Source organism: Brevibacillus porteri, assembly GCF_003013475.1.
Lineage (GTDB): Bacteria > Bacillota > Bacilli > Brevibacillales > Brevibacillaceae > Brevibacillus > Brevibacillus porteri.
On the sequence record NZ_PXZO01000068.1, the window covers coordinates 14,469 to 35,953 of the forward strand.

The following is a 21,485-nucleotide window of genomic DNA, read 5'->3' on the forward strand; positions in this document are numbered from 1 at the left end:
TTTTTTATGATTTACGAATTTCCAAATAATGCGTAGCGCCCACTAAAAACCGAAAGTTCGTCGGTTCCAGACTGGCTGTGTGGCCGAACCGTCGTATTTCTTCCATGAGCTGTGGCAGCTTGCTATATGGTTTGCGATCCAATCCGATTAACGGATAGAGTCTGATTCGACCGCCAGGCTGACAAATTCGCAGCAATTCTTTGATCGCGTTCAAGTGAAATTGCTCATCGAACTGTTGCTGGTACAAAAACAAGAAGTGACTGCCAAGCACCAGTGAAAAGTGATCGTCTGCAAAAGGCAATTCCGGCAGCAAGCCTGCGACGTATCTTTTACCGATGCCTTCATCGGCACGATACGCGGCAATGAATTGCTCCAGTGACCTTTCTCTGTTTTGATGATGCTGGCCAAGCGAGCCGTAATATTCCCAATGAAGGGTGTGTGCGATACCAGCCAGCTTTTGCGTCGATTCCTCGATCTCTCGCTTCCCCTTCGTATAAATCTCTTCTGGCTTCATTTCATAAAGCGGATCGACTGCGATTGCCTCTCGTCCATGTTGGCATGCCTCTGCTGTAAAAGAGGACGCTCCTGCACCGACATCCAGGATCGGTCCCATCGCCAAGATTTCGTCTGAAAGTGAAAACATATCCACATACTCTTGATAGGAACGACATGTCATTGCCACTCCCACTTGCTCGTATACCCCTACATCCTGTTCTTTTCTCATCTCGTCTCGGCTCTCCTCATCTCATATTCCTCGATCCCTTTTCAAAAGAAATGGGATGAGTTGAGCAAATATTACCAAAATACTTTTCAGGATTCAATGTCACAACCAACCTGCGCATGGAACAAAAAAAAGCGGCGTATCCATAGTGGAAACACCCCTTTTTCCTTACGAAGCATTCTGCAATCGATCCATTTCGCGAATGTGCTCAAATAGCATATACGAGCGGATCGCTGTCTCTAAATGAAGCTGATCCGGTTCTTTGGTCGTGCTGTATTTTTGAAAGAAAGCCGATAGCTTGTAAAGAAAACCGAAATATTTACGCACGTAGCGATCCCCGAGCATGCCCACAAGCAGTCCTACTACCCCACATGCGACACTCCATTCTAAAGGTAAAAAGAATACGGACAAAATGAACCCCGTAAAAAACCACACGACCAGATTCGTCGAGCAACCGTCATTCACAATATCTGCCCGTTGAATCTCTTTCAGTGCTGCTAGCGACTTCTTACCGCCATAGCTAAACACTTTATGTTCCGCACCGTGAAATTTTTTCATCATTCTCGGAAAAACGAAGTGAAAGCCTGCGATGTATACAGCTACCCACATCGGATCGATGATGGCCCAGTCAGGCTTCACGATCGCTGCCAGTACATAACCAGCAAGCAGGAGATGAAACAATTGATAGTACCACGGAAAGGAGAAAAATATTCGATACCAGAGCTTCCCAATCGTTTTCAATGTGATTTTTTCCGCCCACATATGAATCACGCCGTCTTTTACTTCCGCGCAAGCCAGCACATTTCGATCATGAAAAAGCACACCGCGTCCAAAAGACATCCCCATAATCATCTCGTTAGCTATTCTCCTTCCGCCCTAATGTCGTTATAATAGGTTGAGTTGTACGCAGAATGAAGGAGGTTTCCACAATTGATCCGCATGGTTCCAACTACATCATTAACACCTTTACACGATCCATGGGAGCCGTTGTTCAATGCGACACCCCCCGCCTATAAACTTACCAGCGTCGAGTTTACTGTAACGAATCTGTGCAATCTCCGCTGTGAGCATTGCGCGGTTGGTGATACATTGCGATACAAAGACGATCCCGCTCTCCCTGTCGATCTCATACTCCGTCGTCTCGATGAAGCAAAAGACCTGCTTACTATCAGTATAACAGGCGGAGAACCGATGTACAGCGAGCGCACCGTGAAAACTGTGATCGCACCTATTCTACAATATGCAGCAGATCGTGGGTTGCGGACGCAAATCAACTCCAACATGTCCATGCCGTTTTCTCGGTATGAGTTGATCCTGCCTTACATCGACGTCATGCATATTTCATGGAACTGGTCTACTCCCGAAGAATTCCATGATATTGTTTACGCAAAAGCACGGCAGCCGGTTTCAATCAAAAGAGCGGAAGCGCAGTTTCAAGAGATGATGGAAAATGCCCGCAAGCTCTCGGAAGCTGGTGTATTTGTCTCAGCCGAAACGATGCTGAATCATCGCACATGGACAAAGCTCGATACCCTCCATCGTCAGATTCAGGAGATGGGCAGCAAGCGACATGAGGTACACCCGATGTACGCGAGTGATTTTGCCCGTGATCTGGATGTACTTTCACTCGATGAGCTTCGTCAAGCCATTCATCGGATGCTCGATGTACGTAATGAAGATTTGTGGATGCTTTTCGGGACGCTTCCGTTTTTCGCTTGTAGTTCTGAAGCGGCAGACAGGGAATTGATCAGCAGACTACGCTCAGCGAAAAATGTGACGACTCGCAATGATCCTGATGGTCGCAATCGTCTTAACATCAACATTTTCACCGGCGATGTCATCGTGACCGATTTCGGGGATGTAGAGCCATTGGGCAATATTCAAACCGACCAGCTCCAGTCGATGTTTGGAAAATGGCAAGAACACACGCTGAATCAGAAGATCAATTGCTTTTGCCCTGCTGCTGGATGTGCAGGACCTAACCTGCTCGTTGCTAATACTTACTATCAGGAGACTGATTTCACTCTGCGCAAAGCACTCGTCTAATTGGGCACACTAGGGCGTGAGGTGATCTACCATGAGCAGACGCAAACGCCCACTCGTCCCCGAGGCGAGAAAAGGACTGGACGCCCTAAAAGCGCAGGTTGCACACGTTGCTGATCCCGCGCAAGCCAAATTCGAGGTCGCAGAAGAAATTCATGTTCCATTGCAGCCCGGCTACAATGGACAATTAACCTCTCACGATGCCGGTCGAATCGGAGGACGCTTGGGCGGCAGTATGGTCAGAGAAATGGTTCGGATGGCAATGGAAGGCATGAATAAAAAACCGTGATCCTATTGTTTGGGAACCCCGCTATTTGAGTTATGCGAATGGCGGGGTTCTTTGTCGAGCAATCGAGTATTGCCGATTAGAACACTGGCTATCAAACTGATTCCAATTAGAATCAATCCAGTGACAAAGACACCGTGCATAGCTTCACTAAACACCATTCCTGCCCGCATTCGCCATTCTACAATGGTCCCAAACACGCTGATTCCAATCGTCCCCCCAATGGAACGAAATAATTGCGATGTCGACATAGCAACGCCCCGATCTTGCGGTTTTACAGCGCTGTGTGCGGCTGTACCGAGTGCCGGATAGATTGCCCCCATGCCTAAACCTGTGACAATCATGTAGCTAACGAGTTGTGTGCTGGTTGTCTCTCCATCAATCGTGCTCAGAAGGAAAAAGCCGGTCGCCATGATGAGTAAGCTGGGAATCAAAATCGCCCGAAATGAAGCTTTTTCCATCCATCTTCCCCCACCCGTCGAAGAAATCGCTGCGGACAGCATGAGTGGCACTAAAAGGAATCCAGCTTCTGAGGGACTCGCCCCGCGTACCCCTTGAACGAACAGAGGGATATAGGCGATGGCACCGAACAAAGCGGCACTCACAAAGAATCCTACGAGATTGCCATATCCGATGACCGGAATGCGAAATAGGGAAAGCGGAAGCAGGGGCTCCTTTGCTTTGGTTTCAATCCAGATGAACAAACCGAGAAGGAAGATACCCGCTCCCCCTAACCCGATCTTGTATTCCCTCCCCTCCATAACAAGGGACAGCAGGATGAAAATGATGGCTGCACTCAAACTAGTCGCCCCATACCAATCAATCACTGGCTTCTTAGCATAGTGCCGCTGGTCACGAAAGGCTAGAGCAATGATCAATAAAGCAGTGATACCGATAGGAAGGTTTATAAAAAAGATCCATCCCCACGGCAGATTCTCCACGAGAATTCCTCCCAACGAGGGACCGAGTATACTCGTCATGGCAAAGACAGCTCCGAAAAGTCCTTGAAATTTGCCTCTCTTTTCGGGTGGATACAGTTCACCCACAATGATGAACGCAACCGGCATTAATGCCCCAGCGCCCAACCCTTGAACTCCTCTCGCGGCAATAAGACCCGTCATGGAATTAGCCATGCCGCACAGGAGAGATCCCACAAGAAACAGAAACAAACCGATCACATACATTTTTCTCGGTCCAAACAAGTCCGCCATTTTCCCATAGATGGGCATGCTCGTGGTTGATGTGAGCATATAAATGGCGAACACCCAGCTATAAAGAGAAAGACCTCCCAGCTCTTTGGTAATTGTCGGCATGGCTGTTGATACAATCGTCTGATCCAACGATGACAAGATTAGCCCCATCAGTACTCCACTCGTAACCAATCCTACGCGACGCTTTTCCTTGTTCAACTCCATCACTCCCCTTTTTGAAGTCAGTTGATAACAGCTCCAAAAATATAAGGGAATTTTCAAAAAAAGAGTAGACTTTTTCTTTCTGATGAGTTATTCTGATGATAGAGTCTGCCCCTAAGAACTACGAATGAATCATAAATAAAAACCGCCTCCATTATGGACGCGGTTTTCTTGTTTTTCCATTCATCTCAGCTTGTCGAGCTTTTTGGCACTTGCCTTACGAGGTCCAAGCATCGCCTTTCCTATGTCGCCCACTTTGTTTACAGAGTCAAAAACTTGGTCGATCACATCCACCAGTTCACGAATCTGCACCACTTTTCCATAGACGCCCATGAAATGGTGTCGGACGTTTTTTCCATTTAACCCTAGCATGGCCGCACCTCCTCTTAATCCTCTCGTATCACTTTATGCAGGATCAGGCGAAGAGGAAATAGCGATGTGTGGAAAATTATTCGGCCCTCTATCCGGCTACTTAGCGTGGACGAGGCGTGCCGGTCGGACGTGGGCGCGGAGGTTGTGTCGGCGTAATGGCCCGCTCCAGACGAGTGACACGGTTCTCCAAACGATCTACTCGATTATCCAGCCTGCGAAAATCTTCGCGAAGCGCATCTACTCGATTCTCCAGTCGATTCAAACGACGCTCGACATCCCCACCAGGAGCTGGTGTCGGAGTCGGAGTAATCGGGATATACAAATTTTGTCCAACGTAAATGTAGTAGGGATAGGCGATATTATTCACGCGGATCAATTCTTGAACGGATACACCAAAACGAGCCGCAATGCTGTTCAGTGTATCTCCCGAACGGACTACATAGTTCACGAATCTCACTCCTTTTTTTCTGTGATCATTCGTTATTAACCTATGCCCGCCCTGGTACACGCGCAATAAACCAATGCCCATTTTGGCAAAGAATAGTCAAACACCCAGTACAAACGCCGTTACAAACCTGCAAGAACAAGGCTCAGTCCCATCAACACTTGGAATAGACTGTCACACCCTCAAGAAATACTTCTTCCACTTGCTTCAATACCTCTATCTCTTGTAGTGGATCCCCTTTTACCACAAGCAAATCTGCAAAATAACCTGGCGCTAACGTACCGATCTTGTTCCCTTGGTCCAGCACCTCAGCAGCGCTTTGGGTAGCAGCCTGGATCGCACGAATTGGCTCCATTCCCAGCTCCACCATCAGCTTGATCTCTTCTGCCACAGGGGTAATCGGATAGCCTTCCAATACGATATCCGTACCCGTAGCGATCTTTACGCCCGTATTTATCAATCGTGCGAAGTTCTCCCGGTACGCCTTTTCCGATTCGATGAAAAAGGCTCCCTGCTCGATAAGCCCTTCGCTCAATATGCCTTGATTCGCCTGTTGTTGCTCATTCCAAATATGTTTGTAGTAATCAGCAATCTGGAAAAAGGTGACCATGGTCGGTACCCATACCAGTCCTTTTTCTTTCATCTGTTCTGCCTGTTCGACGGTCATAAACGTCGCATGCTCGATCGTATCAAATCCCGCATCAATCGCCATCTGAATCGCAGGTTGGAGCGAGGCATGCACACAGCATTTCCGTCCCAAACGATGCGATTCATCAACCGCCGCATCCAGCTCCTCTTGCGTGAACTCCGGCGTTGCTGTACGGTGACTCGTCATGAGCTTGATCCAGTCGGCTCCTGCTCTCACTTGTTCACGTACGGCTGTCCGCACTTCCCACGGACCATTTGCTTCTCGCAAGGCACCCTCTAATTGCCAACCGTGCCCCCCGGTCATAATAATCCCTTGGTTGACCTGAAAAAGACGAGGGGAAACAATGAATTTGTTCTTGGCCGCCAACTTCAGCGTACTGCACAATCCATCTGGTGCTGCTACATCGCGGATCGTCGTAACCCCCAAGGAAAGTGCCTCTTTCAAGTTCGCTGTCGCAAGTAAAGCCACCAGTCCATCGTTGTTGCGATACTCAGCGGAGTCTGGTTTACTCCACCAATACCCGATATGAACATGTAAATCGATTAAGCCTGGCAAAATGGAGCATCCGCTGTACCGCTTTACCTCTCCTTCCGAAATGGAATCCGTAAGCTCTGATTCTGTCCCCACTGCGAAAATTTTTCCTCGCTCATCAATCCCAACAACGCCTTGTTCGATTACATGCTCTCCATCTCCGATAATAACGCGATCAGCAATCAACCATTTCATTTCTGTCCCCCCTGTCAAAAATGAAAATCCATCTGTCCGCAATCCTGGTTAGTCCCTCGAAAGTTCATCATGCATCCAACCTTTTCCTCCTTGTTTCTAGGCCTCGTAAAAAATAAAAAAACCTCCGGCTACACAGAAGTGCGCCAGAGGTTTTCCCTTTATCCCTTATTTAAATACAGGTGCAGCAAATTGTGCCAGTCTCTCTGCAGACGTTTTCTCGACATCCGCATGCAAGCTGTTGCCATGCGCATCCATCGTTACGATTGCCGCGAAGCCTTTTACATTCAAGTGCCACATTGCTTCTGGAATACCGAATTCCATGAAGTCAACACCGTTTACTTTTTTGATGCAGCGTGCGTAATATTGTGCTGCCCCACCAATTGCATTGAGGTAAACAGCACCATGCTCATTCAATGCTTTCAGTGTTTTTGCACCCATTCCGCCTTTTCCGATAACGGCGCGGATTCCGAATTTCTTGATGATTTCGCCTTGGTAAGGCTCCTCACGGATGGAAGTCGTCGGACCAGCCGCTTTTACATGCCACTCACCCTCATGATCCTTCATCATAACTGGACCGCAATGGTAGATGATGCCACCATTCAGGTCCACTGGACAGTCATGATCCATCAGGTAGCTGTGCAGCGCGTCGCGACCTGTGTGCATTTCTCCGTTGATGATAACCACATCGCCCACTTTCAGGCTGCGAATTTGTTCTTCCGTGATCGGCGCTTGCAGAACAACTTCACGAGGCTCATCGTCTGTTTCGTCCGCAGCTGCTACTGGCGTCAAGTCCATCGCCACTTCTTCATCTTTATACAGATAACGAAGGATTTCGCCAGTCTCCGGGTTCAGGCGAACACCTTGACGGCGGAAGGCCCAGCAGTTGTAGGCAACGGATACGAAGAAGCTTGCTGGCAGGCGGTTTTCCACGCCGATTTTACAGCCGAGCAGAGTCGCGTTTCCACCAAAGCCCATCGTTCCGATTCCGAGTTGGTTTGCGGTTTCCATGATGTAGTCTTCCAATGCAGCCAAATCAGCGTTTGGATTGACATCTTCTACTTTGCGGAACAATTGATGCTTCGCCAGTGCATAACCGGAGGTGCGATCGCCACCGATTCCTACGCCGATGAAGCCGGCACTACAGCCTTGTCCTTGTGCTTGGTATACTGCGTGCAAAATGCACTTGCGAATGCCATCCAGGTTGCGGCCCACTTTGCCCAGGCCTTCGAGTTCACAGGGCAGGGAGTATTGGATGTTCTTGTTCTCACAGCCGCCGCCTTTGAGAATCAGCTTGATTTCGATTTCATCCTCTTCCCATTGCTCGAAGTGAATGACAGGAGTACCTGGTCCGAGGTTGTCCCCTGTATTTTCACCCGTCAAGGAATCTACGGAGTTGGAACGCAGCTTACCTGTTTTGGTTGCTTCTGCAATCATTTCTTTGATGGCTTGTTTAATGATCAGCTGGTTGACTCCAACCGGAGTTTTTACTTCGAAAGTTGGCATCCCCGTATCTTGACAGATCGGAGAAACATTTTCTTCTGCCATGACGACGTTTTCCGCAATCGTAGACAAAGACAGCGCTGCACGAGTGCCAAGATCCTCTTTCACTTTAGCTGCATTGACGGCACGACGCACGTCTGGTGGTAGATTCGTAGAAGTATCCGTGATGAGTTCCAGAATGCTTTGCTTCAAGTTTTCCATCTATGACGCCCCTTTTGACGTAGTGGTGTAAATGGTAGCATAAACCGCCTATTATTATAGCACACGCTCCCCCACCTGTCCGTAGATTGCTGTCCAAAGAGTGCGTGAAACATTCCGTAATCGTGCTTCGTCTTATTACCGACAACAAATTTTGGCAAGAAGCAGATATGAGGGGGATCAAAATGAAAAGAACATTTGCCGGGCTTCTCGCCTCCATGATGGTGGTGACCGCTATACCCTTCCTGTTCGCAACAGGTACAGTAGCGGAGCCAACCGTTCAAGCCGCATCTACAGAAGAGTTGCCAGTAGTCGGTTCCTATGCGGAGCTAAAAAAGCTCATCCAGTCATCAGACCTGGACAGCTACCATTACGCCACCATGGAAACGACTGCCGCTATGCCAGTAGCAGCACCTAGCACAGCCAACAAAGTAGCGGACACTTCCGGTGGCGCTGCTCGCGGTGATTTTTCCACAACGAACACACAAGTGCAGGGCGTCGATGAAGCAGATATCGTAAAGTCAGATGGAACTTATCTTTATCAATCTACGCAAAATGAAGTACGCATCATCAAAGCGTATCCAGCCACCGAGATGAAGGTCGCAAGCCGTATCAGCTATGACAATGGAAAATTCGTACCACAAGAAATGTACGTAGACGATCGTAGACTCATCGTAATCGGGCAAGCGGATGAGACCATCTCCTATCCTCCAGATCCTGCTTCTAAAAGAGGCATCCCCCGATACCAAGGAATGCAATCCGTGAAAACCATGATCTACGATATTACGGACAAAAAACAGCCTCGGCTCATTCGTCAACTGGAGCTAGAAGGCCAGTACATGTCGTCCCGCAAAATCGGCGCGAGCTTGTACGTGACAGCCAACCATTACATGGATACGTATCGTATTATGCAAGAGAAAGCAGAAGTGCCAGGTCCAACGTATAAAGACAGCGTCCATCATAACCAATACCAAACCATTCCCTACAGCGAGATTCGTTACTTCCCGGATCACTTTCGTCCAGAGTATTTGATCGTCGCCGGCGTGAATCTGGATGATGCAAAACAAAAAATGTCGCTGAATACGTATCTTGGTGCTGGCGAGAACATCTATGCATCCACCAAAAATCTATATGTAGCCGTCACCCAGAACAGTGCTCAGCCAGTAGCGGTTAAGCAAAAAGGAGCGACAACTCCTTTGATTGCACCTTCCATCGAGTCTGATACAACCATTTATCGTTTTGCCATGAACAAGGGAGACATTCGGTATACGGGAAAAGGGTCGGTGCCTGGACGCATTCTGAACCAATTTTCTATGGATGAAAACGACGGTTATTTCCGAATCGCCACCACGAGCGGGAACATGTGGCGAGACGATGAGCTTACGTCAAAAAACAACTTGTATGTTCTCGACAACAAACTCGAGGTATTTGGCAAGCTGGAAGGCATCGCTCCAGGAGAACGCATTTACTCTGTCCGTTTCATGGGAGATCGTGCCTACATGGTGACCTTCAAAAAAGTCGACCCGCTGTTCGTTCTCGATCTGAAGAAGCCTTCTGCTCCAAGCATACTAGGTGCCCTCAAAATTCCAGGTTACAGCGACTATTTACACCCGTATGATGAAAACCATATCATCGGTTTTGGTAAAGAAGCAGAATCTGATAAAGACTGGGCGTACTACCAAGGGATGAAAATTGCCCTCTTTGACGTCAGTGATGTAACGAAACCGAAGGAAAAGTTCAAGACTGTTATCGGGGACAGAGGAACAGACTCCGAGCTATTGCGCAATCACAAGGCTCTGCTGTTCTCCAAAGAAAAAAATCTGCTCGCTTTTCCTGTATCCGTCCACGAACGGACAGCTGAACAAAAAGCCAAAAACGATATGCGCGAGTATGGCCACTTTACTTTCCAAGGTGCCTATGTATATCAGCTCGATCTGCAAAAAGGTTTTCAACTGACAGATCAGATCACCCATCTGTCGAAGGAAGATGTCGCGAAAGCAGGCGAAGGCTGGTACGACAGCTCCAGTAACATTAAACGGATACTCACGATTGGCGACACACTCTATACCGTTTCTGACGATTACGTCAAAACACAGCAGCTCTCTACCCCTAAAAAAGAGAATATCTTGCCATTGACGAAATAGCGGTAATGCTCTGTCATGCGGACAGGTTCTGTGCTAAGATGGGGTAATAGATGCAGCGTAAATAGAGAGGGTGTCACTACGTGGAGTATTTGAGTTTTAATTTGACATCAACGCTGGCAGGGATTGCGGCTGTGCTGTTGGTTATGTTTATTCGCCTGCACTGGCCCTTCCGCTTTCAGTACATGGCCAATCTATTCAAACGCCGTTTGAATATTCGATTGCGCTGGCTGGAGGCTTCCTATCGGAAGAACCGTTCCCGTGCTGTCGCTATGCTGGATAAATCAACACATGAGATCATGCTTGGCAATTATGAAATGGCCGAAAAATATATCGTTCAAGGAATCAACGTTTGCAAAGAACGACCAACGTTATTCAATCAAGCGATGATTCACTACTTGTTTTACAACCTGGCGATCGTTTACTATTCATCCGAACGATACAACGAATCGTTGGAAGTGGCGTTTCGTATTTACCAGCGTGATCAGGGAATGACTGATTCCTTAGCTCTTATTGCCTGTTCACACGCCCGCCTGGGTGAAGTAGAGAGTGCGATAGAAGCTTACCAGCTCATCGCAAGCAAACGATCGGCAAAAGACTGGAAGCTCTTCTGCTTGGCAGAGATTGAAGCTGCCAAAGGAAATTACGAGCGAGCCCTTTCCCATCTCAAGCAATTGATGGACAAATCAGCCAGTCTGTTGCATCTGAATCACACCGTACTGGAAAAACGCTTGGAAGAGTGGAAAAAAGCCTCTACACAAGCCAGCTAATCGATTGACGACCGCACATTGCTTTATGTGTGCGGTTTTTATTTTCCTGTCCCCGTAACGCTGCTCTATGCACAGTCGTATAACTATCATGAAAGTGAGGTATTTTTAATGAAAAAATTCAATGTATCTATACTTGCTGTCTCAGCACTTGTACTCGGTCTCGCTGTAGCGGGCTGTACACCTGGAAAAGATTCTGCTACTTCCTCTACAGAGGCACTGGCTAAAGTAGGAACTGTCTCTATTTCCAAAGATCAAGTATACGAGGCTATGAAAAAAGAAGCTGGGAAACGCGTGATGTCTGATCTCATCATAAAAGAAATATATAAACTAGAAGCGGTTGCACAGGGAGTCACGGTAAGTGATCAGGAACTGGACGCAAAAATTAACCCAATCAAAGAAAAAATGGGGCCTGAGAAATTCCAAGAGTATTTGACTGAGGAAGAAATTACCGAGGATGAATTGCGTGAGAGATCACGTTTGATCCTGTTAAGGGACAAGATGTTCGAGAAAGCTTACCCGATCACGGAAGAGCAAATCAAGGAATACTATGAGAAAAACAAAGAAAAGCTCGATGGTACGCTGGAAGAAGTACGTCCAAAGGTAACGGAGAAAGTCAAAGATAAAAACAAACGTTCCAACATGAGTACGTGGATCAAGGAATTGAAGAAAAAGCATAATGTTCAAATTTTGGACAAAGCATTTGAAAAAGTAGAGGATACAGAGAAAGAAGCGGACAAAGCAGAACTTCCTGCTTCAAAATAAATCGGACAAAAAAGACTTGTGTCAGCCTGTTGAGGCGCACAAGTCTTTTTTGTCCATATTACCTACGTGCAATGGCAATGAGTTCCTGCAAAAACACCTTAATTTCGCCTTGAAGAATGGGGCCATGACCAGTGGCTAAATACTCAATGGGCCAATCCTGCAAAATCTCCAAGCCCTCCGTAAACTCCGCCGCTCGCTCTGGTTCACGTGCTACCCATTGCTTCAAGTGTTCTTGATAAGCTGTCCGACAGTCCACTTCCCCGCCAACGATTTGACCGAGTTCTGTGTTTTCAAAGCACAAATGATCGCCAACAAAGCAAATTTTCGTCTGGGGATCAAAGAAGGCAACAGAGCCTTCTGTATGAAAAGAAAGCTGTCGGAAACGCAGGGAAGGCAGATCTCCCCCACTACCTGTAAACGTATGGCCGAATAGCGTCTGTGAAAAATCGTCCAGTTCGTAATAATCGTCGAGGTGAATCCAATTGTTTCGAGAAGGGAACATATCGGCATTTCCAATATGATCAGCATGTCGATGAGTGAAGTAGACATATTCAGTTCGCTCTGGCTTGACCCCAATCTCTTCCAACGCCTGTTGAAAATAAGAGCGTTGCTTGCGCTGGTGAGAATCAATCAATACAAAGGCATTCCCTTGTTTGATCACATAGCTGTTTACGAAGCTATTCCACGCTTCCTCATAGGTGATGATCGCCCAGGTGGAGTCTGTGATTGGTGCAATCACATTGTTCATGCCTCCATCTCTCCTCTCCTCCCAGATACAATTTCTTATTGCTATTATACACAATCATGCACAACCGTGCTGATTCGTGCCCAAACTTATCCGACACAATCAGACTGTCGCCTCTTCCCCTAAGCTTACCCAAGATCTTCCTTGTGAGCGTTGAATGTAAACAGGTACACCGAAAAAGCTTGTCAGACGCTCTGCCGTCAGGACCTCATCTGTTGTTCCAGCCTGGTCTACTTCTCCCGCTTTTAGCAGCAAGGTATGCGTGAAGCAAGGCAAAATTTCTTCGATGTGATGGGTTACATAAATGAGAGTTGGTCCGTTTGGCTGTTTGGCGATTTGTTCGATCATGGCCAACAGCTGTTCTCTTGAAAGCAAGTCCAGTCCAGTGCAAGGCTCGTCTAGGATGAGTAATCGAGGGGAAGCCATCAATGCACGAGCAATCAGTATTTTTTGTCTCTCCCCTTGCGATAAAGCCGCAAAACGTCTGTTTTTTAATGCACGGCATCCAAAAGTATCGAGTAAATGCGACGCTTTCTCTACGTCTGCCTCCTCTGGAACCCAATACAAGCCGATGGTTGCTTCTCGTCCACTCAAGACGACACGGAGTGCGGTTTCATGCTCGTGAAGCTGTGCCATCAGTGCTGTGCTTACCCAGCCGATTGATTTGCGCACCTCGCGTAAGTCGACTGTTCCGTAAAGATTGCCTAATACACTGACCTCTCCCTTTGTCGGCCACACATAGCCACAAATGATATTCAACAGACTGGTTTTACCAGAGCCGTTTAAACCGACTAAACACCAATGCTCCTTGTCTTGCACTTGCCAGGCAATGTCTCGCAGAATCGTTGTTTCATCCCTTTGCCAGGTAACCTTTCTCACATCAATGATCATGCTCTCTCCACTCCTGACTCTCACAGTTGTATGTGAAAAGAACCTCCATGGCATATGGAAGCACACGGAGGCCCTAACACAAAAACAGTTTCATAAAAATTTGCCTTGAAGCTTAAATACAATCTCCGCAAACAGCGTAGCGAAGAGGAACGTGCCGGTAAAGACGACGAGAGACACGACTACGATACGCCAGCTAAGCTGTTTGAATAGATGAACGTCTTTTCCGAGTGATAGACCTGCATACGCGAGAATCGGCGTGGCCAATGCGAGCAGATTGATCTTGGCAATCGCAGCAGCCGTATATTCGTTCCCTGGAAAAAACGGGGATGTCGCAAGCATCGCAAACAAAGAGATCCATACAATGACGGGAGATTTGAACGGAAGAATGCGAGTGAAGCCCATTCCGATCAATGTAATGACCGCCAAGAGCAAAATACCTGGCAAAGATTCCATGAATGGTACTTTATAACCGATCCAGTTACCGATGAGAGCAATGAAGCCAATGATAAAAATCGTCAAGATTTGATTCATGCGCTTTTTCTCCCCCCTTCTGCTGCAGAAGAAGCGCCTTTGCGCCCAATGATAGGCTCAAGCCATGCGTACAGCTTTTGTGTGACCGGCAAAGAGAAGAAGATACATACGTACGTTCCGACGATACTCATCATCAAGTTTGCCGCACCGGAATAAAAAGCAATGTCTTTTTGCGCTTCTGGGAAAATGACAGCCAATGAGCCTGTTGCTGCTGCCATCATACTACCGGAACCTACCGCGGCTCCCATCGCCAGAGAAATCGGGTGAAACAACCCACTGCTTCCTAAAATACTTGCAAGTATCGACATATAAATGGCACCAAACAAGGTTCCGCAAATATATACGCCCAGCGCGCCGCGAGCTTCGGCAGAGTTTGCTCCGAACTTTTCTACGATAATCGCCAAGTTTGGCTCACGGTCGAGAGAATAAGTAGCCCCAATTGCTTCACGCTTCAGACCCAACCACAATGCGACTGGCAAACCAAATGCGATTGTCCCTACAATGTGTCCCATCTCTTGAACAATCAAAGATACACCAGAACCAAGTAGCTTAGGCAGCTCAGGACCGATATTGGCTCCCAGCTTCGCAATAAAGATCAAGAACGAAACACCCAAAATATTGGCTGCGACGTTCATTTCTTTTTCGCTCAAAAATTTAAACTTAGGCCAGCTGATTGCCCCGCCTAAAACGAGGGCGTAGAGCATCGGAAACAAAGCGATAACCCCGATGCCAATACTGATTTTCTTTGTCCCGATAAATTCTGTCAATGCGACGAGAACAAGTACGATAAAATGCAGCTTGTACTCATTGACGCGTCCCTCTGCCATACAACATCCCCCTCACTCTATCTCGCTCTACTCCATGACGACTTTTTGAGCTGCCCGAACAAACAATTCCACGCCGCGTACCATTGCATCCTCATCAAAATCAAAACGTGGATGATGGTGCGGATACGTAAAGCCTTTGTCTGGATTGCCAGCACCCAATTGAATAAAACAGCCTGGAGCTTTTTTCAAATACTCAGAGAAATCTTCACCCGGCATCAAAGGATCAATGTAAATAATCTCTTCTTCTCCCCAACGCTCGCGGATCGTATCCTCCATCAGCTTCGTCACCTGCTTGTCGTTGACAACCGATGTGTAGCCATGTGAGAACGTCAATTCATAACTTGCGCCATGCGCTTCCGTAATTCCTTTAACAATTCGTTCAATCCACATCGGAATATTTTTGCGAATCTCCGCATCGAAACAGCGCGTAGAGCCTGTCAGTGTCATCGAATCCGGAATGATGTTATAAGCTGTCCCTGCATTCAGCATCGTCACCGAAATAACGACCTTGTCCAACGCACTGACATTGCGGGATACAATTTGTTGCAGGCCAGTAATAACCTGTGCCCCAATGACGATCGGGTCAACCGATGCTTCCGGTTGCGAGGAGTGCCCGCCTTTGCCTTGAATCTTGATATCGAAGCGATCTGTCGATGAAGTAAGTGCCCCGTAAAGTACACCGAATTTCCCGACAGGCATGTACGATGCCAAATGAATGCCGATAATCGAATCCAGTCCGTCTGCTGCACCAGCTCTTACGATTTCAGCAGCACCACCTGGCGGCAGCTCCTCGGCATGCTGGAAGAAGAAACGAACCTCGCCTTTGATTTGATCCTTGTACTGGGACAAAATTTTTGCGGCTCCCAACAGCATCGCTGTATGACCGTCATGTCCGCACGCGTGCATCACGCCAGCTTTTCCTGATGCATATGGCACATCATTTTCTTCATGGATGGGGAGCGCATCAATGTCAGCACGAATGCCAAGAACTTTTCCTGGCTGTGATCCGATCAGTCGAGCGACGACACTCGTTTTAGTTGGACGCGAAAGCTCTAAATTCCCGAAAGATTCCAACGTTTCGTAAATAAATTGAGACGTCTTCTCCTCTTCAAACGACAATTCTGGATGCTGATGGAGATATCTTCGCCATGAGACTACCTGCTCAGCTACTTCATCCGCCCATTTCTTCGTTTCCAAACTCACACAATCACTCCTTTTTCTGCTTTCTTCCTCAAAATCTTCCGAATCAGTTAAGTTTAACTAAAAAAAATATCGTTTTGTGAATTCTATCACGGAACGATGAAAATAACAAACGTCCATTCCACGAGGACAAAGCTGTCGAATCCACATCTGTAACTGTCTATTTATTTGTTATTTTAGAATTTTCTATCGATAATGTCCATGTAAAATATACTATTTGTAACAATAAAAACATTTGCTCTGCTAGAGTGGGAGCTTTTCTAGAGAAAAGCCCTTGTCCTATTCTACATTTACTGCAAAAACGACAAAGCGATTCGAAAATTGCCCCAGCCACATTTCTCCATTCCCTACCATCACGCCTTGATCATTGACAAACGTATCTGTTACCTTTTGCTGTAAAAACGCTTCCTTTACCTTCTCCGTCATGATTCGATCATACTCTTCCAAAAATTGCTGTTCATCTCGGATAAAATGGCTTTTTCCGTCTTTGTTCACACGCAGTGGATACCTGATATGCTTGGCTACTTCTGTCTTGTCATTTTTTTTGACCGCCTCTTGAAGTTTTCCATAAAAGGATTCGAATGCGCCTGCATTTGTAATACCCGCGACTTCATACCGATTCGAGGTATTTCCTTCACGCACATATCCGTCATACCCACTCACCTGAGGAACCAAACTCGTCGTTGCGTGAGCCATCAGCGCGATTCCCATTGCAAGCAACACCCATCTCATTCTTTTCATCGCGTTCCTCCCATATGTATTTCTATTTCCTTCCTACTGTTAGCTTTTCGTCCTCTGCCATTCGTTATGCAAAACCACCATCTACGAAAAAAAACCCTTATGCCAATACTGACATAAGGGAGGCTCTGCCAACTTCTTTTCCATTAGGAGTCCCGAAATTTCGCTTCCTGACGTTTAATGTCTTCCTCCGAATTGCCCAGCGCAGCTTGCGGGCCTTTGAAATGCTTCCGGTAATAAGCCAAATCCATGATCAGAAGCACCAAAAACATGGCTATCAAGGCATACCCAGCTGTTTGATTGGGTGGAATCACCATCATAATCGAGATGAAGAGGATCCAAATCAAGCTCAGCACATTAATGGGTTTACTCCAGTTCCCCAAATGCCAGGGACCGTAATGCTTCCGCTGAAATAGTCCTCGCGATTCCGCCCGGAGCTTGAGGTACAAGGGGATTCCGTAGGCGACATAAAGCCCAACGACACTTACCGCCGTAAGAAATGCCAAAGTGGTATACGTCGTATTCGGATTGATGCTTTTCACGATGTAATCGAACAAGGCAAGCGCAAAGGAAAGAATGATAACCAGCCAAATTGCTTTTGCTGGCGTTCTGTACTTGGTCGATATTTCCGCCCACTGGTGGCTCCACGGCATTCCTTTGTCACGTGAAAACGCATACAACATTCGCGAGAAGGAAGTAATGGACGCCAAGCCACAGAACCACATCGCAAAGGTAACCAGCCACAACACCACTGAACCAAATGTGCCTCCTAATGCCTCGCTAATCACGTAAATAAATGCATTTTCCGCTTCACTCGCAGCCGCTGCGTTTTTGATGGATAAGGTGACAAAAGCAAGCATGATAAATCCAAAAATAAAGGAAAAGGCCACAGACGTATAAATTCCCCAGGCAGCACGAACCCGCGGATTAATCGTTTCTTCAATCGTATGCGCCGATGCATCATAGCCAGTAAACGTCCACTGCGCTTGTAACAACCCAATTAAAAAAGCAATCGCGTACGGTTTGTCAGAAAAGGTTTGACCGACCTGAAAGAGGTAATCAAGCGGTTGCAAATCATGACGGGAGAAAAAGACGAGACTTCCGACGAGTATGACGACGACGCCAATATGGTACCAAGCGGAGAAGTCATTTAACCGGGCCACGAGTCGAATTCCAATGTGGTTAAACGTACCGTGCAATAGGAGTGTGATCCCGAACAGGATTAACGTGGTTGTTTCTGTTGAGGTATAACCAAACGCACTCGCGAGCAGTGGGTCCGCAAACAAAGAGAACGAATAGTCAATACCTGCGACTATCCCGATTTGGCCAATGAGATTGATCCACGCTGTGTACCACCCCCACCGTTTGCTACCTAAAATGGCTGCCCAGTGATACAGCGCTCCAGCTGTAGGGATCGCTGATGCGAGTTCAGACATCGATGCTGCAATCAGGATGACAAATAACGCTACCAAGGTCCATCCGAAGCCCATCATGCCAGAACCGCCATACAGTAATCCATGTCCGTACAAAGATACTGCACCTGTCAAAATAGAGATAATCGAAAATGAGATCGCAAAGTTTGAAAAGCCACCCATATCCCTCAGTAATTCCTGCGCATAACCAAACTTGTTCAGGTCTCTCTTGTCCTCGAGTAATTGCTGTTCTTTTTCCTGCCGCATTTCGTTATCCCTCCCTTCCCTTCTCTGCTTGGGAACCGATAAAGCTTTCATGCGCGCTTTCATCAAATTGCCGGACGCTTTCGTTTGCCCGATACCCAATGGCAATCGCAACTCCAATGGTAAACAGCAATAAGACGACACCTAGAGCCAGCATTCTCTCCCTCCTTTCGTCCTAGATGCAATTCCTTGACAAGTTAGCAGGAATAGTACATTTTACGTGCCAATTTGACAGCTATACCACCTCATTTGACTGGCAGCTGCAAAACAAAAGAGCAACTCATGAGAGTTGCTCCTCTTGTTTAACTAGCGCCTTTTTGGGCTTGCAAATAAAAGGCTACGTCTTCACTCGGTAACGGTCTGCTGAATAAATAGCCTTGAACTTCTTCACACAGATGCTCCTGCAAAAACGCAAGCTCCTCCTTTGTCTCGACCCCTTCCGCGATCACACGCAGTTGCAAATGATGCGCCATGGAAATTATCGTGGATACGATGGCCTGATTGGAAGGGTGTCCGATCATGTCGCGCACAAACGAGCGATCTATTTTCAAACGATTCAACGGAAATTCTTTCAGATAGTAGAGAGAACTGTAACCCGTTCCAAAATCGTCAATCGCAACGTGCACCCCTAATTGCTTCAGCTCCTTCAATGCCTGTGTGGCGCGTTGGACGTCGATCATGCTGCTTTCTGTGATTTCCAGCTCCAAGTATTCCGGTGCCAACCCTGTCTGGTGCAGAATCTCAGCGACCATCTGGGTAAAGTCTTGTTTGAGAAATTGACGCGCAGATAGATTAACGGCTACCCGAAGCGACATGAGTCCCTGCTCTTGCCATTGTTTGTTCTGTTTGCAGGCCGTCCGCAGCACCCATTCTCCAATCGGTACGATCAACCCGGTTTCTTCTGCTACAGAGATGAACTGGTCTGGCAAAAGCAATCCTCGTTCAGGATGATTCCAACGAATCAACGCTTCTACACCAACGATTGCGCCTGATTTGGCACATACCTGTGGCTGGTAATGCAATAGAAATTCTCTCCTAGCCAAAGCGCGATTCAATTCATTTTGAATATTCATTTTGTCATTCACTGCTTGTTCCAGATTCGGTACGTACAGGTGGAAACTGTTCTTTCCTTTGTCTTTGGCTGCATACATTGCCGCATCTGCGTTACGCATCAAGACACTTCTGTCTTGTCCATCTTCTGGATATCGAGAAATCCCGATACTCGTCGTTATGTACAGCTCGTGCCCATGGATAAAAAATGCCTGTTCAATCCTTTGGTTGATTTCATTCGCTATGGATGAAACTTCTTTTTCCATGACATCCGTTAGAATCACCATGAATTCGTCTCCGCCAAGCCTGCTCACCGTTCCTTTTTTGCACACACAATCCTGCAAACGCAAGGAGGCTTCCTGAAGTAACAGGTCACCAAAATCATGCCCCAAGGAATCGTTTACCAGCTTGAAATGGTCGAGATCCAGAAACAACACGTATACTTGCTGATCCGTTTTTTGTGCCTCCATGATCACCTGATCCAGTTGTTGTTCGACAAAACGGCGATTCGGCAAACCAGTCAACGAATCGTGAAAAGCGAGATAATTGATTTTTGTCTCGTATTCTTTCTTATTGGTAATGTCTCTCACAATCATAAAGACACCCGTAATCTGCTGATCGACAAACACGGGGGTATGGGTCATGTTCAAATGAAGCTGACGACCCTCGCTCGTGGTCAAGGTGATCTCGTAGTTGTGCGCCTCACCTTGCACTGCATTTGTAAAGTTTGTCGATATGAGCTCGGCATCTTTAGAAGCACACATCTTCATTAATTTTTCGAGAGGCAAGCTCCGTTCCTTTGTCAATCTCATTGCCGCAGGATTCATGACGCTTTGGCTACCATCGATCGAGTAAAAGATCACCCCGTCGTAATTGTGCTCAAATAGCGATTTATAGCGTTGATCACTTTCTAGCACGCGCAAGCTCTTCCCTGCGAATTGCTTGTCCACGTATACAGAAGCCAATGTCACGACCAGAATCATTACGATGACAATGCCAATCATAGTAGCGATCAGGCCCGAATCATCATGCGAGATCACTGCGATTGTCATGTGCTCGTGAGCGACGAATGTGGTGGCGTACATACCAGTGTAATGCATACCGGTAATGGCTGCCCCCATCAACAGCCCTGCAATAATTTTACGCCAGAGACCTTTTACTGGGTCCACCGAACGCAATTGAAACGTAAGCATCAACGCAACCATCGAAACCAAGATGGCAACGAAAATAGATATGGTAAACCATAGCCAATCGTACAGAATAATGGCGTTCATCATCATCGCTGCCATCCCTGTATAATGCATTCCGGCGATACCAGACCCAATGACAACCGATCCTGTTACTACCCTCGTTTTGGACATGGACTGCTCGCTCACGATCCATAATGTAAGCGCTGATGATAAAACGGCCAAAACAATCGAGAAAAATACAATCAGGTTATCATATTGGACGGCAATCGGCAGATGTAAGGCAAGCATGGCAACAAAATGCATAGCCCAAATACCAAGCCCCATGGATACGGCACCAGCACATAACCAAAACACACGTCCCCTGCCTTTTGCAAAATGGAGACGTGCGCCTAGATCTAATGCTGTGTATGACGCCATTGCTGAAATAAAATAGGAGAGAAAAACCAGAGTCATACTATAGGATTGGTCAAGACTATTCATTACATTCTCCTTCAAAAACCTCTACCGAAGTTTACTCACAAGGAACGTCCTCGCTTTCACGGAAAGTTAATTGGCGTGCCTGTGACATTCTCCCATCTTATCCGTTTTATAATTCTCTGGCAAGAAGCCGAC

The 21,485-nt window shown here is 47.0% G+C and carries 21 protein-coding genes; 5 read left to right on the forward strand and 16 right to left on the reverse strand.

Annotation, left to right across the window (positions count from 1 at the left end; genetic code table 11):
- Positions 1 to 4: 4 nt before the first annotated feature.
- Positions 5 to 724 (reverse strand): class I SAM-dependent methyltransferase, encoded by a 720-nt coding sequence (locus C7R92_RS29970; RefSeq protein WP_106836649.1) that lies wholly within the window; start codon positions 722 to 724, stop codon positions 5 to 7.
- A 165-nt stretch (positions 725 to 889) separates the two neighbouring features.
- The gene (locus C7R92_RS29975; protein ID WP_106836650.1) at positions 890 to 1,573 is read right to left on the reverse strand and encodes a DUF1385 domain-containing protein; all 684 of its coding nucleotides are present in this window, start codon (positions 1,571 to 1,573) and stop codon (positions 890 to 892) included.
- Positions 1,574 to 1,651: 78 nt separating this feature from the next.
- Here C7R92_RS29975 and yfkAB point away from each other — a divergent pair, with 78 nt between their 5' ends.
- On the forward strand, positions 1,652 to 2,767 hold the full coding sequence (gene yfkAB / locus C7R92_RS29980) for a radical SAM/CxCxxxxC motif protein YfkAB (protein WP_017247841.1): 1,116 nt from the start codon (positions 1,652 to 1,654) through the stop codon (positions 2,765 to 2,767).
- Between the two features lie 31 nt (positions 2,768 to 2,798).
- Positions 2,799 to 3,053: an alpha/beta-type small acid-soluble spore protein gene (locus C7R92_RS29985; protein ID WP_007724320.1), complete on the forward strand. Its 255-nt coding sequence runs from the start codon at positions 2,799 to 2,801 to the stop codon at positions 3,051 to 3,053.
- Between the two features lie 2 nt (positions 3,054 to 3,055).
- Here the strand turns inward: C7R92_RS29985 and C7R92_RS29990 are convergent, their stop codons facing one another.
- The 5 genes from C7R92_RS29990 to C7R92_RS30010 form a co-directional block, all read right to left on the reverse strand.
- On the reverse strand, positions 3,056 to 4,465 hold the full coding sequence (locus C7R92_RS29990; RefSeq protein WP_106836651.1) for an MDR family MFS transporter: 1,410 nt from the start codon (positions 4,463 to 4,465) through the stop codon (positions 3,056 to 3,058).
- A 180-nt stretch (positions 4,466 to 4,645) separates the two neighbouring features.
- Positions 4,646 to 4,834: a hypothetical protein gene (locus C7R92_RS29995; protein ID WP_007724315.1), complete on the reverse strand. Its 189-nt coding sequence runs from the start codon at positions 4,832 to 4,834 to the stop codon at positions 4,646 to 4,648.
- A 100-nt stretch (positions 4,835 to 4,934) separates the two neighbouring features.
- Entirely contained in the window at positions 4,935 to 5,282 is a 348-nt protein-coding gene (locus tag C7R92_RS30000) for a LysM peptidoglycan-binding domain-containing protein (protein ID WP_017247838.1), read from the reverse strand.
- A 151-nt stretch (positions 5,283 to 5,433) separates the two neighbouring features.
- Entirely contained in the window at positions 5,434 to 6,654 is a 1,221-nt protein-coding gene (locus C7R92_RS30005) for a metal-dependent hydrolase family protein (protein ID WP_106836652.1), read from the reverse strand.
- A 165-nt stretch (positions 6,655 to 6,819) separates the two neighbouring features.
- Positions 6,820 to 8,355 (reverse strand): fumarate hydratase, encoded by a 1,536-nt coding sequence (locus tag C7R92_RS30010; RefSeq protein WP_069852335.1) that lies wholly within the window; start codon positions 8,353 to 8,355, stop codon positions 6,820 to 6,822.
- A 182-nt stretch (positions 8,356 to 8,537) separates the two neighbouring features.
- Here C7R92_RS30010 and C7R92_RS30015 point away from each other — a divergent pair, with 182 nt between their 5' ends.
- From C7R92_RS30015 to C7R92_RS30025, 3 genes are all read left to right on the forward strand, one after another.
- Positions 8,538 to 10,496: a beta-propeller domain-containing protein gene (locus C7R92_RS30015; protein ID WP_106836653.1), complete on the forward strand. Its 1,959-nt coding sequence runs from the start codon at positions 8,538 to 8,540 to the stop codon at positions 10,494 to 10,496.
- Positions 10,497 to 10,576: 80 nt separating this feature from the next.
- On the forward strand, positions 10,577 to 11,263 hold the full coding sequence (locus C7R92_RS30020) for a tetratricopeptide repeat protein (RefSeq protein WP_048032371.1): 687 nt from the start codon (positions 10,577 to 10,579) through the stop codon (positions 11,261 to 11,263).
- A gap of 108 nt (positions 11,264 to 11,371) precedes the next feature.
- Positions 11,372 to 12,025, forward strand: a complete 654-nt coding sequence (locus tag C7R92_RS30025) for a SurA N-terminal domain-containing protein (RefSeq protein WP_106836654.1) — start codon at positions 11,372 to 11,374, stop codon at positions 12,023 to 12,025.
- Between the two features lie 58 nt (positions 12,026 to 12,083).
- On the opposite strand, the gene C7R92_RS30030 is transcribed toward C7R92_RS30025, so the two are convergent.
- From C7R92_RS30030 to C7R92_RS30065, 9 genes are all read right to left on the reverse strand, one after another.
- Positions 12,084 to 12,773, reverse strand: coding sequence for an MBL fold metallo-hydrolase (locus C7R92_RS30030; protein ID WP_106836655.1), 690 nt, complete (start codon positions 12,771 to 12,773; stop codon positions 12,084 to 12,086).
- 99 nt (positions 12,774 to 12,872) lie between these two features.
- Entirely contained in the window at positions 12,873 to 13,661 is a 789-nt protein-coding gene (locus C7R92_RS30035; RefSeq protein ID WP_106836656.1) for an ABC transporter ATP-binding protein, read from the reverse strand.
- Positions 13,662 to 13,751: 90 nt separating this feature from the next.
- Positions 13,752 to 14,192, reverse strand: coding sequence for a hypothetical protein (locus tag C7R92_RS30040; protein ID WP_069852346.1), 441 nt, complete (start codon positions 14,190 to 14,192; stop codon positions 13,752 to 13,754).
- Positions 14,189 to 15,019, reverse strand: coding sequence for a DUF3100 domain-containing protein (locus C7R92_RS30045; RefSeq protein ID WP_017247830.1), 831 nt, complete (start codon positions 15,017 to 15,019; stop codon positions 14,189 to 14,191). The genes C7R92_RS30040 and C7R92_RS30045 overlap by 4 nt, the downstream gene beginning before the upstream one ends.
- Before the next feature lie 27 nt (positions 15,020 to 15,046).
- The gene (locus C7R92_RS30050; RefSeq protein ID WP_017247829.1) at positions 15,047 to 16,222 is read right to left on the reverse strand and encodes an amidohydrolase; all 1,176 of its coding nucleotides are present in this window, start codon (positions 16,220 to 16,222) and stop codon (positions 15,047 to 15,049) included.
- 276 nt (positions 16,223 to 16,498) lie between these two features.
- Positions 16,499 to 16,960, reverse strand: a complete 462-nt coding sequence (locus tag C7R92_RS30055) for a hypothetical protein (RefSeq protein ID WP_069852348.1) — start codon at positions 16,958 to 16,960, stop codon at positions 16,499 to 16,501.
- A 143-nt stretch (positions 16,961 to 17,103) separates the two neighbouring features.
- Positions 17,104 to 18,636 carry an amino acid permease gene (locus C7R92_RS30060; RefSeq protein WP_017247827.1) on the reverse strand — a complete coding sequence of 511 codons (1,533 nt, stop codon included), beginning with the start codon at positions 18,634 to 18,636 and terminating at the stop codon, positions 17,104 to 17,106.
- A gap of 4 nt (positions 18,637 to 18,640) precedes the next feature.
- The gene (locus C7R92_RS32515) at positions 18,641 to 18,790 is read right to left on the reverse strand and encodes a hypothetical protein (protein WP_017247826.1); all 150 of its coding nucleotides are present in this window, start codon (positions 18,788 to 18,790) and stop codon (positions 18,641 to 18,643) included.
- A gap of 145 nt (positions 18,791 to 18,935) precedes the next feature.
- Positions 18,936 to 21,353, reverse strand: a complete 2,418-nt coding sequence (locus C7R92_RS30065) for an EAL domain-containing protein (RefSeq protein ID WP_106836657.1) — start codon at positions 21,351 to 21,353, stop codon at positions 18,936 to 18,938.
- Between the last annotated feature and the right edge of the window lie 132 nt (positions 21,354 to 21,485).